The organism is Paenisporosarcina sp. (assembly GCF_049671445.1).
In the GTDB taxonomy this organism is placed as follows: domain Bacteria; phylum Bacillota; class Bacilli; order Bacillales_A; family Planococcaceae; genus Paenisporosarcina.
Genome location: NZ_JBATUX010000041.1, coordinates 1 through 12,511 on the forward strand (window position 1 = coordinate 1; position 12,511 = coordinate 12,511).

General features: G+C 38.9%; 15 protein-coding genes. 14 read left to right on the forward strand and 1 reads right to left on the reverse strand.

All coding sequences use genetic code 11. The features are described from left to right. Nucleotides 1-20: 20 nt before the first annotated feature. From paaA to WBG45_RS06205, 14 genes are all read left to right on the forward strand, one after another. Nucleotides 21-974, forward strand: a complete 954-nt coding sequence (gene paaA / locus WBG45_RS06140; RefSeq protein ID WP_424413005.1) for a 1,2-phenylacetyl-CoA epoxidase subunit PaaA — start codon at nt 21-23, stop codon at nt 972-974. A 17-nt stretch (nt 975-991) separates the two neighbouring features. Continuing rightward, entirely contained in the window at nt 992-1,354 is a 363-nt protein-coding gene (gene paaB, locus WBG45_RS06145) for a 1,2-phenylacetyl-CoA epoxidase subunit PaaB (protein ID WP_424412947.1), read from the forward strand. Then, complete coding sequence (gene paaC, locus WBG45_RS06150; protein WP_424412948.1) at nt 1,335-2,147, forward strand: 1,2-phenylacetyl-CoA epoxidase subunit PaaC; 813 nt, start codon at nt 1,335-1,337, stop codon at nt 2,145-2,147. Before paaB ends, paaC begins: the two co-directional genes overlap by 20 nt. Before the next feature lie 25 nt (nt 2,148-2,172). Beyond that, nucleotides 2,173-2,673, forward strand: coding sequence for a 1,2-phenylacetyl-CoA epoxidase subunit PaaD (gene paaD / locus WBG45_RS06155; protein WP_424412949.1), 501 nt, complete (start codon nt 2,173-2,175; stop codon nt 2,671-2,673). Between the two features lie 17 nt (nt 2,674-2,690). Next, nucleotides 2,691-2,993 carry an EthD family reductase gene (locus tag WBG45_RS06160; RefSeq protein WP_424412950.1) on the forward strand — a complete coding sequence of 101 codons (303 nt, stop codon included), beginning with the start codon at nt 2,691-2,693 and terminating at the stop codon, nt 2,991-2,993. Further along, nucleotides 2,993-3,769, forward strand: a complete 777-nt coding sequence (locus WBG45_RS06165; RefSeq protein WP_424412951.1) for an enoyl-CoA hydratase/isomerase family protein — start codon at nt 2,993-2,995, stop codon at nt 3,767-3,769. Before WBG45_RS06160 ends, WBG45_RS06165 begins: the two co-directional genes overlap by 1 nt. Nucleotides 3,770-3,781: 12 nt before the next feature. Then, on the forward strand, nt 3,782-4,555 hold the full coding sequence (locus tag WBG45_RS06170; RefSeq protein WP_424412952.1) for an enoyl-CoA hydratase-related protein: 774 nt from the start codon (nt 3,782-3,784) through the stop codon (nt 4,553-4,555). A 15-nt stretch (nt 4,556-4,570) separates the two neighbouring features. After that, a complete protein-coding gene (locus WBG45_RS06175; RefSeq protein WP_424412954.1) occupies nt 4,571-6,088 on the forward strand; it encodes an aldehyde dehydrogenase family protein in 1,518 nt (505 codons plus the stop codon). A 77-nt stretch (nt 6,089-6,165) separates the two neighbouring features. Beyond that, nucleotides 6,166-7,038 carry a 3-hydroxyacyl-CoA dehydrogenase gene (locus tag WBG45_RS06180; RefSeq protein WP_424412956.1) on the forward strand — a complete coding sequence of 291 codons (873 nt, stop codon included), beginning with the start codon at nt 6,166-6,168 and terminating at the stop codon, nt 7,036-7,038. After that, entirely contained in the window at nt 7,035-8,240 is a 1,206-nt protein-coding gene (locus tag WBG45_RS06185; protein WP_424412958.1) for a 3-oxoadipyl-CoA thiolase, read from the forward strand. Before WBG45_RS06180 ends, WBG45_RS06185 begins: the two co-directional genes overlap by 4 nt. 214 nt (nt 8,241-8,454) lie before the next feature. Then, nucleotides 8,455-9,231 (forward strand): enoyl-CoA hydratase-related protein, encoded by a 777-nt coding sequence (locus WBG45_RS06190; RefSeq protein ID WP_424412960.1) that lies wholly within the window; start codon nt 8,455-8,457, stop codon nt 9,229-9,231. Between the two features lie 107 nt (nt 9,232-9,338). Beyond that, complete coding sequence (gene paaX / locus WBG45_RS06195) at nt 9,339-10,199, forward strand: phenylacetic acid degradation operon negative regulatory protein PaaX (protein WP_424413007.1); 861 nt, start codon at nt 9,339-9,341, stop codon at nt 10,197-10,199. 288 nt (nt 10,200-10,487) lie between these two features. Beyond that, a complete protein-coding gene (locus tag WBG45_RS06200; protein ID WP_424412961.1) occupies nt 10,488-11,012 on the forward strand; it encodes a DUF6584 family protein in 525 nt (174 codons plus the stop codon). 196 nt (nt 11,013-11,208) lie between these two features. Next, complete coding sequence (locus WBG45_RS06205; protein ID WP_424412963.1) at nt 11,209-11,445, forward strand: hypothetical protein; 237 nt, start codon at nt 11,209-11,211, stop codon at nt 11,443-11,445. 515 nt (nt 11,446-11,960) lie between these two features. Here the strand turns inward: WBG45_RS06205 and WBG45_RS06210 are convergent. After that, complete coding sequence (locus WBG45_RS06210; RefSeq protein WP_424412965.1) at nt 11,961-12,488, reverse strand: gamma carbonic anhydrase family protein; 528 nt, start codon at nt 12,486-12,488, stop codon at nt 11,961-11,963. Nucleotides 12,489-12,511 lie beyond the last annotated feature (23 nt).

Below are 12,511 nucleotides of genomic sequence, written 5' to 3' on the forward strand. Positions count from 1 at the left end.
TACATAAAGGGGGAGTTGGAATGGCAAGTTTAAACACGATCTCTGAAGAAAGTCAGTTAGCAAACTTTATGCAGCGGATTGAAGCTGGGGAAAAGATTGAAGCAGATGATTGGATGCCTGAAGATTACAGACAGACATTGATTAAATTAATTTCAATGCACGGGATGAGCGAGATCATGGGGGCACTTCCTGAAAAAGAATGGGTACCAAAAGCTCCTTCTCTTTATCGAAAGCTCGGCATTATGGCAAAGGTTCAAGACGAAATGGGCCATGGCCAACTCCTTCTAAGAGTCACAGAAGATCTTCTAGAGCCATACGGTAAAAACCGTGGAGATTTAATGCAAGATTTATTTAATGGTGACTTAAAGTTCCATAATGTTTTTCACATGGAAACAAAAACATGGGCAGATGCTGGAATTATAGGCTGGCTTGTTGACGGTGCAGCGATTATCACCCAGACAAATATGCTTAAAGCTTCATATGGTCCATACGCTCGAGCACTTCAACGCATTTGTGCTGAAGAAGTATTTCATGCTCAGCATGGAGAATCCATTATCATGGCGTTAACAGAAGGAACCGAACAACAAAAGGCGATGATTCAAGAGTCACTAAATCGTTGGTGGGAAGCTCTCCTGATGTTCTTTGGTCCAGCTAGCAAGGAAACAACGGGGTCTTCCAAACAAGATTTAACAATAAGATATAAAATCCGAACGAAAACCAATGAAGAATTTAGACAGCTCTTTTTTGACAAATACATTCCACGAATTCTATCACTTGGTTTGACCATTCCAGATGCAACAATGCACTACGATAAAGTAAATCAGATGTGGTCATACAAACAGCCAGATTGGAATGAATTCAAGAAAATTATTAAAAATCAGGGTCCTCGTTCAGAAGCACGTCTGAACTTGAGACGTCAGTCTTATGAATACAATTCATGGGTAAGGGACGCATTAAGTCATTCAATTAGATAAAGAAAGGAGTCAGGATAATGGGGGAAGAGAATACATTTTATCAAGAATATGAAGTCTTCAGCAAACGAACGACGAGTTCTGTCTTGCAGCACCAATTCAGTTTACTGGCTCCAAATGAAGAAATGGCATTCATTATGGCACAGGAAAACTTTATGCGCCGAGAGCCAGTTGCTGATATTTGGATTGTAAATAGAAAACACCTTAGAAAAATGAGTCACGATGAGAAACTGACGCTCGGCCGTCTTGAAAACAAAGATTACCGCACAACAAAAGGGTATGGCTACTTAAAGAAAAAGTGGCGGAAGTACGAACAAGAAATACTAGATGAAAAAGAGATTCTGTCATGGGGAGGCGAAAAAAATGAGCAACAGTCCAAATGATTTAACAGTAGAAAATAATGAAGCAATCAAGAGCTTGTTATTCCAGTTAGCTGATGACGACTTTATGTATGCCTACCGTGGATCAGAATGGTTAGGACTCGCTCCTCATATTGAAGCAGATATTGCTTTTTCATCAATTAGTCAAGACAGCATGGGCCATGCAGCCATGTATTACACGCTTCTTGAAAATCTTGGAGCAGGAAATGCCAATGACCTAGCCCATTTCCGAAAGGCATCCGACAGAAGAAATAGCATATTGACGGAGCGCGTGAATGGCGAAGGTTATTATATGGAAACTCCTCATTATGACTGGGCATATGCAGTAGTCAGAAGTTATCTATATACACAGGCGAAAAAAGTTAAAGTTGATTCTTTGTGTGGCAGTACATATCAACCTTTAGCAGAAGCAGCGGTAAAAGTGAGAATTGAACTTTATTACCATAAGCTACACTGGGAAACCTGGTTTAAACAGCTAATGAGTTCAACAGCTGTAGCAAAAACTAAAATGGATGCTGCACTTAAGCTTGTTATGAATGACTTTGGCGATGTCTTCTCATATGGCAACCAAAAACATGCGATTGAGACGACTAAACTAATAGGTAATGAGGAACAGTTGAAGGCAAACTGGATAGCAAGTCTGCAGCCAGTATTTAGCGCACTTCAAATGGAAGTACCGAAGATTCCTGAACAGTCTGTGAAAAATGGGAGAAAAGGTGAACACACAAAAGACTTAGATGAAGCACTAATCACACTTTCCGAAGTTTACATGCTTGATCCAGTCGCAACCTGGTAATCAGTTAAAGGAAAGGGGTACGGTAATGACCACAATTGGAAAAGTTTCTGCTGAGCTAGTATATGAAGTTCTTACCCATGTAAAAGATCCAGAGATTGATTCAGTCAGCATTGTTGACCTAGGCATGGTGGAAAAGGTCACTACTCAAGAAAATAACGTAAAAGTAGTTCTCTTGCCGACTTTTCTTGGATGCCCAGCGCTTGAAATCATAAAGAACAATACGAAGAATGCTGTAAAGGAACTGCCAGGAGTAGGAGAAGTTGAAGTAGTGTTCGTCTTTCATCCACCGTGGACTTCCGACCGAATAACTGAAAAAGGTCAAATTGGTCTGAGAGCATTTGGAATAGCTCCACCCCCCCGTCATTTTGAAGATGACGGCTCATGGCATGTAGACTGCGCATATTGTGGATCTACATATGTAACGCTAGATAATATTTTTGGACCAACTGCATGCAGAAGCATTCTGTATTGTAAGTCCTGTAAAAATGTTTTTGAAGCAATGAAACCTGTTTCTACACTAATGTAAAGTGAGGAGATTTATAAATGGCTAAATTAATCGCATTATACAAACACCCTGAAAACAAAGAGGAATTTGATAATCATTACTTCAACGTTCATGGACCACTTACAGCGAAAATTCCTGGACTTCGTGAAATGAAAGTTACAAAAATGACTGGATCTCCAATGGGGGGAGAAGCAAAATACTACCTTATGTGTGAGATGATTTACGATGATTTAGAATCGTTGCAACAAGGCGTTCGATCACCTGAAGGAAAAGCATCTGGCAAGGACCTAATGGGATTTGCAGGTAACTTAGTCACACTCATAATAGGTGAAGATGCATAATGAATAGCTTTGATTTCATTGAAACTACCTTAATGGGAAGTACTGCGGTAATAGAACTTAATCGCCCCCGACAGTTAAATTCTTTGAATACAAAAATGATAAGTGAAATAGTTGTGGCAATGGAAGCTTTTGATCGTAACGATACTGTCCGTGTCATCGTACTGACTGGAAAAGGTCGAGCCTTTTCAGCAGGAGCAGATATCGATGAAATGACGGAAGCTAATCCAATCAGTCTGGAGTTATTAAATCAATTTGCTGAATGGGATCGTTTAGCACTTATTAAAAAACCAATCATTGGGGCAGTTCATGGGTTTGTTTTCGGTGGTGGATTCGAACTTGCTCTTTGCTGTGATGTACTAATATCGGCAAGTAATACCGATTTTGCATTTCCAGAGGTAAGTCTTGGTGTAATGCCTGGTGCAGGTGGCACGCAGCGCCTAACTAAACTTGTAGGGCGCACGAAAGCATTAGAATGGCTATGGACTGGTGAACGTATTTCTGCGGAAGTAGCTCTAAAACACGGAATCATTAATAAAATCGTCGCTCCAGAACTGTTAATGGAAGAAACGATGAAATTTGCAAGCAGACTTTCTAAACAACCACCACTATCGATGCGTCTCATTAAGGACTCCGTAAATAAGGCAGTAGATTCTTCTTTATATGAAGGAATGCAATATGAACGGAAAAACTTCTATTTGTTGTTTGCTACACAGGATCAAAAAGAAGGCATGAATGCGTTTATTGAGAAAAGAAAGCCGGATTATAAAGGTAAATAAGGAGAGTGTTCTATGTTTGAGACGATTCGCTATAACGTTAAAGACAACATTGCATGGCTCTATTTAAATAGACCTGACAAACTAAATGCATTTATTGCACAAATGAACCGTGAAGTGAAGGATGCGATAAAAGCGGCTTCCTCTGATAATCAAGTTCGTTGTATTGTCATCACTGGTGAAGGGCGCGCATTTTGCTCTGGTCAGGATCTTTCAGAAGTTGATGAACAGATGGATCATGGTCAAGTATTAAGAGACCATTACGGACCGATGATTAAACAAATTAGACAATGTGAAAAACCAATTATTGCCGCAGTAAATGGAGTAGCAGCAGGAGCTGGATTTAGTCTAGCACTGGCATGTGACTTCAGAGTTGTTTCAGAACGCGGTAGTTTTTTGAACGCTTTTATTCATGTCGGACTCATTCCAGATTCAGGAAATCTCTATTATTTAACACAACTCGTTGGACATTCTAAAGCTTTGGAACTATCGATTTTAGGAGAAAAAGTGTCAGCAGCTGTTGCTGTTGATATGGGTCTAGCAAATCAATTAATTTCTGAAGAAACCTGGATAGAAGATGTAACTGCATATGCAGCTAGGATTGCCGCATTACCAACTAAAGCAATTGGGTTAATTAAACGCTCATTAAAATCGACAACCAACCTATCTTTTGAAGACTATCTTGAACAAGAAGCCCAAGGACAGAGAATTGCAGGTCTTACAAAAGATCACCGCGAAGGCCTAAATGCATTCATGGAGAAGAGAAAACCTGTTTATACAGGACAATAGGGGGAGAAAGAGCTTATGACAACAATTCGTGAAAATGAAGTTGGACAAGAATCGATGAAACGTGATTTTTATCATTTAATTATTAATGGAGAAAAAGTGAAAAGTAGTACAGGAGAGACGATTAAAACCTTTAACCCTGCTACAGGAGAACTTATTGCAGAAGTTGCAAAAGCCTCAAAAGAAGATGCGGAAAGTGCGATTGCTGCTGCGCGTAATGCATTTGATAACGGGAAGTGGAAATTATTTCCTGTGAGCAAGCGGTCACAAGTTTTAAACAAAATTGCCGCTATCATGCGTAGTCGATTTAACGAGCTAGTTGAGTTAGAAATTTTAGATACAGGAAAATCTCTTCATGCTGCACAAGGGCAAGTCACGCAAGCTATTGAAGATTTCGAGTTTTATGCTGGCGCGATCGTTGGTCACCGTGGGACAGTAAATAACGTTCCAGGCCAATTCCATAATTACACTGAAAAAGAGGCAGTAGGTGTTTGTGCGCAAATCATCCCGTGGAACTATCCACTGATGATGGCAGCATGGAAAGTGGCACCTGCTATAGCAGTTGGTTGTACTGTCATTGTTAAACCAGCTTCACTAACTCCTTTAACGGCTATTATCTTAGGAGAAATTTGCCTAGAAGCGGGAGTTCCAGCTGGTGTCGTGAACGTTATTCCAGGTTCAGGAGCTGAAGTTGGGAACTTCTTAGTTGAGCATCCACAAGTAAATAAAGTTGCATTCACAGGTTCAACGCCTATAGGTAAAGACATCATGGGCAAAGCATCCCAAACACTAAAACGTGTCACACTTGAACTTGGCGGTAAATCACCAAGTATCGTCTTTGACGATGCGGATATTGATGCAGCAGTTGATGGTTCTCTATTCGGTATTTTCTACAACTCCGGCCAGTCATGTGAAGCTCGTTCTCGCTTGTATGTTCATGAAGACGTGTACGAAAAGTTCATGAGCAAATTTGTAGAAAAAACAAAAAAATTACAGCTAGGAAATCCATTTGATAAAACTACACATATGGGCGCCATCATAGATCAAAGTCAACTTGATACAATCGATGGTTATGTTCAATCAGCCAAAAAAGAAGGTGCAGAAATTCTTGCTGGTGGTAACGTCACGAAACCTGAAGGCTACGAAAATGGATTCTGGTATGAGCCAACGATTATTGCGAACGTTACTCACGATATGAACGTTGTTAAAGATGAAATTTTCGGCCCTGTAGTGGTTGTGATGAAATTCAAAGATGAAAAAGAAGCGATTCGTTTAGCGAACGATACAGAATTCGGATTAGGATCAGCTGTTTGGTCAAAAGATGGTGCAAGAGCTACACGTGTTGCAAATCAAATTCAAGCTGGAATCGTCATGATTAACTGTCCGTTTTCCGCATTTCCTGGAACGCCATTCGGTGGCTATAAACAATCAGGATTTGGACGCGAATTATGCATCGAAACACTGGATCTCTATACAGAAACGAAAAGTATCTTATCGTACTACGGCAGTCGACCACTAAACCCGTTCGGTCTGTAATATTTGAGTGAATTGACGGACAGGGAATTTCAAAATCCCTGTCCGTATTCTTTCACCTTAAAAGGAGGAGTTTAACGATGATTCAGCAAATTGTTGTGGTCGGCTCAGGGTTAATGGGAAGAGGAATTGCATATGTCGGAGCAGTTGGCGGCTATGCAGTGACTGTTGTTGACATTAATGAAGCTGCATTGCAAAATGCGAAACAAGAAATTGAAACCATTATTAAAAAAGGCCTTTCACTTGGGAAGATTTCTTCAGAAAAAGCTGAACAAGCCCACCGCAACTTAAGCTTTGAAAGCGATTTGTCTAAAGCCGCGGGACTAGCGGATCTAATTATTGAAGCCGTTCCTGAAGAAATGGCTATTAAAAAACAGGTGTTTGAAATGATTGAACAATTTGCACCTGCACATTGTTATTTTGCAACGAATACATCGACGATGAGTCCGACCGAGATTGCCTCATTTGCTAAGCGTCCTGAAAAAACTATTGCGATGCACTTTTTCAATCCTGTACATAAAATGCCTCTAGTTGAAATTGTTCGTGGCCTAGAAACGAGCGATGACACAGCTGAAACAATTAGAGAAGTAGCTGTAAATATGGGAAAAGAAACAGTTGTGATTAAAGAATTCCCTGGATTCATCACAAGTCGGATAAGTGCGCTTGTTGGCAACGAAGCATTTTATATGCTGCAAGAAGGACTTGGGACAGCTGAAGAAATTGATAAGGCGATTAAACTTGGCTTAAATTACCCCATGGGTCCATTTGAACTTGTAGACCTCGTTGGGCTCGACACTCGCTTAAATAACTTGAAGTATTTACACGAAAAGCTTGGGGAGAAGTACCGTCCTGCGCCTATTCTTGAACAGTATGTCAAAGCAGGACGCCTCGGACGAAAAACCGGTAAGGGTGTATACGACTATACAATAGAAGAAGAGTTGATTAAGAAATGAGAGAAGTTGTCATTGTAGATGCAGTTCGTACACCTATTGGAAGATATAATGGAGCGTTGAAAGATGTGCGCCCAGATGATTTAGGCGCTGTCGTTATTAAGGCACTTGTAGAACGAAATCCTAACCTGTTAACAGGTCAAATCGAGGAAGTAGTTTTAGGAAATGCCAATCAGGCAGGAGAAGATAACCGTAATGTAGCTCGGATGTCTGGCTTATTAGCGGGCCTTCCTGTTGAAGTGGCAGGGACTACGATTAACCGGCTTTGTGGTTCGGGACTCGATGCCGTTATGTATGCTGCAAGAGCAATTGCAGTAGGAGATGGAGAAATTTATATAGCGGGCGGAACCGAAAGTATGACGCGAGCACCATTTGTCATGGCGAAGCCAGATCAAGCATTCCCACGAGGAAATATGGAAATGCTTGATACAACCATTGGCTGGCGTTTTACCAACAATAAGCTGCAGGAAATGTACGGTGCAGATTCGATGCCTCAGACAGCGGAAAACGTTGCTCAGCGTTTTAATATAACGCGTGAAGACCAGGATCTATTTGCTTTTGAAAGCCAACAACGTGCCAAAAAAGCAATAGAAGAAAACCGCTTTGCTGAAGAAATTGTCCCAGTTGTTTATGTGGATAAGAAAGGCAACGAAATTGTAGTGAGCCAAGATGAGCACCCTCGTCCAGATACCACCATTGAAAAACTAACTAAGCTTAAGCCGATATTCAAAGGTGGAACTGTCACAGCTGGTAATGCTTCAGGTGTCAATGACGGTGCGTCCGCTTTGCTTTTGATGAGCGCTGAAAAAGCGAAAGAACTAAATTTAAAACCTCTTGCAAGATATGTTGTTGGAGCAACAGCTGGACTAGAACCAGACGTAATGGGGCTTGGTCCTATCTTCGCTACTAGAAAGGCACTGGAACGAGCAGGTTTAACTAAGGATGATATTGGACTAGTTGAGTTGAATGAAGCCTTTGCCTCACAATCACTTGAATGTATACGCCAATTAGATTTAGATGACAAAAAAGTAAATGTAAATGGTGGAGCAATTGCCTTTGGACACCCCCTTGGTGCTAGCGGTGCACGAATTTTGACTACTCTTTTATATGAAATGAAAAAACAACATGTTAAATACGGACTTGCTACCATGTGTATAGGTGTTGGACAAGGTATAGCGGCCATTGTTGAAAATGTATCGGAATAATTATGTCGTTAAGCTCTTTTCTAGATCGATTTGAGTATTAATTGTTTACTGTTGTCTTTCTCAGGTGGAATGGTGTCCTCCCATCAAGAGAATGGTCGGAAACGGTCCAAAGTTGGTCGGATACCCAAATTAAATAGTCGATGAACTCAGTGAGTTAGTGAAAATCAATCTCATGTTATTGAAGTTTGACAGTTTTTTATAGAGGAGATTTCTAATGAGCACTATATTATATAGGAAAGAAAACAATATCGCGTATGTAACCATTAACCGAGAAGATGCAATGAACTGCTTCAATTATGAAACACTCGATGAACTACAGAAAGTGACTGATTCGATTTCTCTTGATCCACAAGTGAGTGTCGTAATTTTTACAGGTGCAGGAGAAAAATCATTCAGCGCTGGAGCGGATTTGAAAGAACGCAAAACATTGAATGAAATTGAAGTGCGCAGAAATGTCAAAGCCATCAGGGACGCCTTTAACAGTATTGCTAGTCTTCCACAGCCAACGATTGCTGCAGTAAATGGCTATGCATTTGGTGGAGGTTTTGAATTGATGATTGCTTGTGATTTTTCAATTGCTGCACAAGGTGTGAAGATGGGACTAACCGAAACGAGCTGGGCTATTATTCCGGGAGCCGGAGGTACGCAACGCCTTCCAAGGCTCATAGGAGAAATGAAAGCGAAAGAATTAATTTTCACAGCAAGAAAGTTTACCGCAGAAGAAGGTGTCGATCTTGGAGTTGTGTTAAAGGTGGTTAAGAATGAAGAGCTTTTACCAACTTGCGAACAACTTGCTTTCGATATCATGAAAAATGGCCAGGTTGCGATTAAACAAGCAAAATATGCCATTACTCAAGGCATGAATACGGATTTGCAGACAGGTCTTGCAATTGAATCGAAAGCTTACGAATTAACCATTCCAACTTCAGACCGAATGGAAGCGCTTAGCGCATTTAGTGAAAAAAGAAGTCCTGTATTCACTGGTAATTAAATTTTCCTTTTTACGATATAACGATATAATGAGAGTCGGGAAGTATCGTGAAATATAATAATTAGTGAAAAAAGAAAGAGTGAGTACTAGTGGCAAATACACAATCCATGATTTTTACAATATATGGGGATTATATCCGACATTACGGAAACAAAATTTGGATTGGGAGCTTAATCCGTCTATTAAAGGAATTCGGTCACAATGAACAATCTGTTCGAGTAGCCGTTTCAAGGATGATGAAGCAAGGTTGGATTGATTCAGAGAAAAAAGGAAATAAAAGTTATTATTTCTTAACACACCGGGGAGAAACTCGGATGGAAGAAGCTGCTGTGCGGATTTTTAAACTGAACCCAAACGATTGGGATGGCAAATGGCGTATGCTTATGTATACAATTCCTGAAGAAAAAAGACAGATTCGCGATGAACTCCGTAAAGAACTGTTATGGAGTGGTTTTGGGAGTTTTTCAAATGGCTGTTGGATTTCACCAAATGATCTTGAAAAAGAAGTAAATCTGCTTATAGAAAAGTATGAAATTCAATCTTATGTAGATTTCTTCGTGTCCTCTTATAAAGGACCACAAGAAGACAAATCACTCGTTGAAAAAAGCTGGCCGCTTCAAGAAATCGAAGGTAAATATCAAGAATTCATCACAACCTACAGCAAACAGTACATTGTCCATCAAAGTATGATTGGCAAAGGTCAATTGACAGATGCAGAATGTTTTGTGGAACGGACAAAACTCGTTCATGAATACCGAAAATTTCTATTTACTGACCCTGGACTTCCTAGAGAACTCCTTCCAGAAATATGGAATGGTAATCATGCGGCACTTTTGTTTGAACAATACTATAAGTTGCTCGCGCAATCGGCAAGTCAGTTTTTTGAGGATGTATTCCAAGAAGACAATGATATGCAGTGGAAAGACAAATCGTATGATGCAGATGATCATCCATTGATGATTGACTAAGTGTTGAGATGTTATTTGCATATTGGCTGTTCAGTGGTACCTCTGTTTAATTCTATATCCACGAAAATCATTCTGGTAAGCTGAACAGGATGATTTTTTAATGGAGAGTTTTATGGAAAATGAAATTCAATGAAACTTGTCACTCACTGAGAACGTTAATTATTAAACTTTTAATATTGGCTATGTAAAAGGCAAAGGTTGTTTAATATAAAATAAAATGAAACTACCTATCTTCCATAAAACATACTTTAATAATATGTTTCATAATAATTGGATATTTATATTTAAATGCAAATAAGATTAATGAAGGAGGCGTGTGTTATAGAAAAGATACCTGTTAAAACTTTAAAGAAGATAGAAGAGGACATTGAAAAAAGTGATTTAGGAAAAGCAAGAGATAGGCTACACGGTTTAGTCTCCACTTATCCAAATGAATTAGAAGTCCGTGGAAAATTAGGAGATATCTATTTTGCATTAAAATATCCTGCAATGGCTGGTCGATATTGGTATTTAGAAAAGAATAAGACACCTGAAATGGAAGAAGCGTGTATCCAATTCGAAAAATCGATGGGAAACGATTCTTTTAGCATAGCAAGAGCTATAAAATTTAAAGGTGATAATGAAATTATAAATAGACTGCAATTAAATCAGGAAATTTCTTCATTACAATATAAAGTTAAAGAAAAATTGACGGAAGAACCTAGCGATACTTTGGGAGATAAGTTAGTTACTATTGGTTGTTTCGCGGTTTTAATATTAATCATATTGTTTACTTTAATTGGAATTTATGCTCTGTTTAGTTGGGTTTTTTAATCTCCAAAAGCTTGGATCAAAAGAGGTTTTTTGTAATTCTCCTACAACTCCCATGAAAACTAAAATCAAAAAAGGCTAAATTAAAGTCAACTCATTGGTTGTTGGAGAGATTTTACTAACAGTGCAAGGTAATTTAACAAGGGTTATGGATTTTTGCGGTGAAATTTAAAAGGCAAAGGATATATGGGGGGATTTAATGAACCTAAAAGCGTTTCTTATAATATTTGTTTTAGTTTATGTATCAATAAGTTTACCTGAAATATTTGGGATAGGTACTGTGATTGATTGGGTACCCGAAGCAATATTATTTCAAAAGTTAAAAGGATATGTAATCGAAGGACTTCTTAATAATATTCTTGGGAAAACTGTAATCGCTTGTATTGTAGGAATTGTCGTTAGTTTAGTTATCTCTAAGAGGCGACAATCAAAATGAAATCGAGAGTTTGTGAAAGAGTACACTTAACCTCCCCTGAAAATTAAGAACTCTTGAATATGTAGTAATCTAATCTGTTCGACACTAAATGGAGGAGTATGATGAAAAGAATTAATGTTAGTTTATTGGGACCAATACAACCCTTGTATTTAACAGACACAGGTGATGGTTACTTATACACTCTATCATTTGAAACGATATACAGAGACTACTCCAAGGAAGAACTCAACTTTCAAATATATCTTAATTACAAAGGTGTAAACGAAATTGAGTTTTTATAAAAAGTATGTTGGTTAATCTTCATGAACATAAGAGGGCTTTCGTATTATAAGTTTAACTACTAGTGTATCTGCCGAAGACCGATTTTATTTTAAAGGTAGTTATGCGGAGTGTGATAACGAAAATGTACGATAGAATAAAAATTTATATTAACAGAGACATAAAAAACGCTTGGACAATAATCCAAACGTTTTCTTTATGGTGAATTCAAATTACTGTTTTGAACCGATTTTATATCATTCTTGTTCTTTGTCCTGAAAAATTTCACGGTAGTCATAGCCTTTTTTTACATATGTATCAATAGATAATTGGATGATTTCAAAATCTTTGTCGGTCAATTCTCTTACTACTTTCCCTGGGGAGCCAACAACTAATGAACGGGAAGGAATTTTCTTTCCGGGTGGAATTAATGTATTCGCTCCAATAATACACTCTTCTCCAATCTCGGCATGATCAAGAATCGTTGATCCCATGCCGATAATTGAACGTCTACCAACCTTACAACCATGCAAAATTACGTTATGGCCGACTGTCACTTCGTCTTCAACTACTACAGGGGCATCTTCATATAAATGAATCGTCGAATTGTCCTGGATGCTACATCTTTTTCCAATTGAAATAGGCCCTTCATCTCCGCGCAACACGGCATTAAACCAGATGGTTGATTCTGCTCCTATATTAACTTCTCCGATAATCTTTGCTCCTGGAGCGACAAACACAGTAGAATTCATTTCAGGTGTTTTTCCTTTAAACGTGACAATCATCATTTTATCCCCCTATTCCAAAT

What these genes read in the sequence shown, in the direction of transcription:
- WBG45_RS06160 (WP_424412950.1), top strand. Translation starts at nt 2,691, where the DNA reads ATGGCTAAATTAATCGCATTATACAAACACCCTGAAAACAAAGAGGAA.
- paaX (WP_424413007.1), top strand. Translation starts at nt 9,339, where the DNA reads ATGATTTTTACAATATATGGGGATTATATCCGACATTACGGAAACAAA.
- WBG45_RS06205 (WP_424412963.1), top strand. Translation starts at nt 11,209, where the DNA reads ATGAACCTAAAAGCGTTTCTTATAATATTTGTTTTAGTTTATGTATCA.
- paaD (WP_424412949.1), top strand. Translation starts at nt 2,173, where the DNA reads ATGACCACAATTGGAAAAGTTTCTGCTGAGCTAGTATATGAAGTTCTT.
- WBG45_RS06185 (WP_424412958.1), top strand. Translation starts at nt 7,035, where the DNA reads ATGAGAGAAGTTGTCATTGTAGATGCAGTTCGTACACCTATTGGAAGA.
- paaB (WP_424412947.1), top strand. Translation starts at nt 992, where the DNA reads ATGGGGGAAGAGAATACATTTTATCAAGAATATGAAGTCTTCAGCAAA.
- WBG45_RS06210 (WP_424412965.1), bottom strand. Translation starts at nt 12,488, where the DNA reads ATGATTGTCACGTTTAAAGGAAAAACACCTGAAATGAATTCTACTGTG.
- WBG45_RS06175 (WP_424412954.1), top strand. Translation starts at nt 4,571, where the DNA reads ATGACAACAATTCGTGAAAATGAAGTTGGACAAGAATCGATGAAACGT.
- paaA (WP_424413005.1), top strand. Translation starts at nt 21, where the DNA reads ATGGCAAGTTTAAACACGATCTCTGAAGAAAGTCAGTTAGCAAACTTT.
- WBG45_RS06180 (WP_424412956.1), top strand. Translation starts at nt 6,166, where the DNA reads ATGATTCAGCAAATTGTTGTGGTCGGCTCAGGGTTAATGGGAAGAGGA.
- WBG45_RS06200 (WP_424412961.1), top strand. Translation starts at nt 10,488, where the DNA reads ATGCAAATAAGATTAATGAAGGAGGCGTGTGTTATAGAAAAGATACCT.
- WBG45_RS06165 (WP_424412951.1), top strand. Translation starts at nt 2,993, where the DNA reads ATGAATAGCTTTGATTTCATTGAAACTACCTTAATGGGAAGTACTGCG.
- WBG45_RS06170 (WP_424412952.1), top strand. Translation starts at nt 3,782, where the DNA reads ATGTTTGAGACGATTCGCTATAACGTTAAAGACAACATTGCATGGCTC.
- WBG45_RS06190 (WP_424412960.1), top strand. Translation starts at nt 8,455, where the DNA reads ATGAGCACTATATTATATAGGAAAGAAAACAATATCGCGTATGTAACC.
- paaC (WP_424412948.1), top strand. Translation starts at nt 1,335, where the DNA reads ATGAGCAACAGTCCAAATGATTTAACAGTAGAAAATAATGAAGCAATC.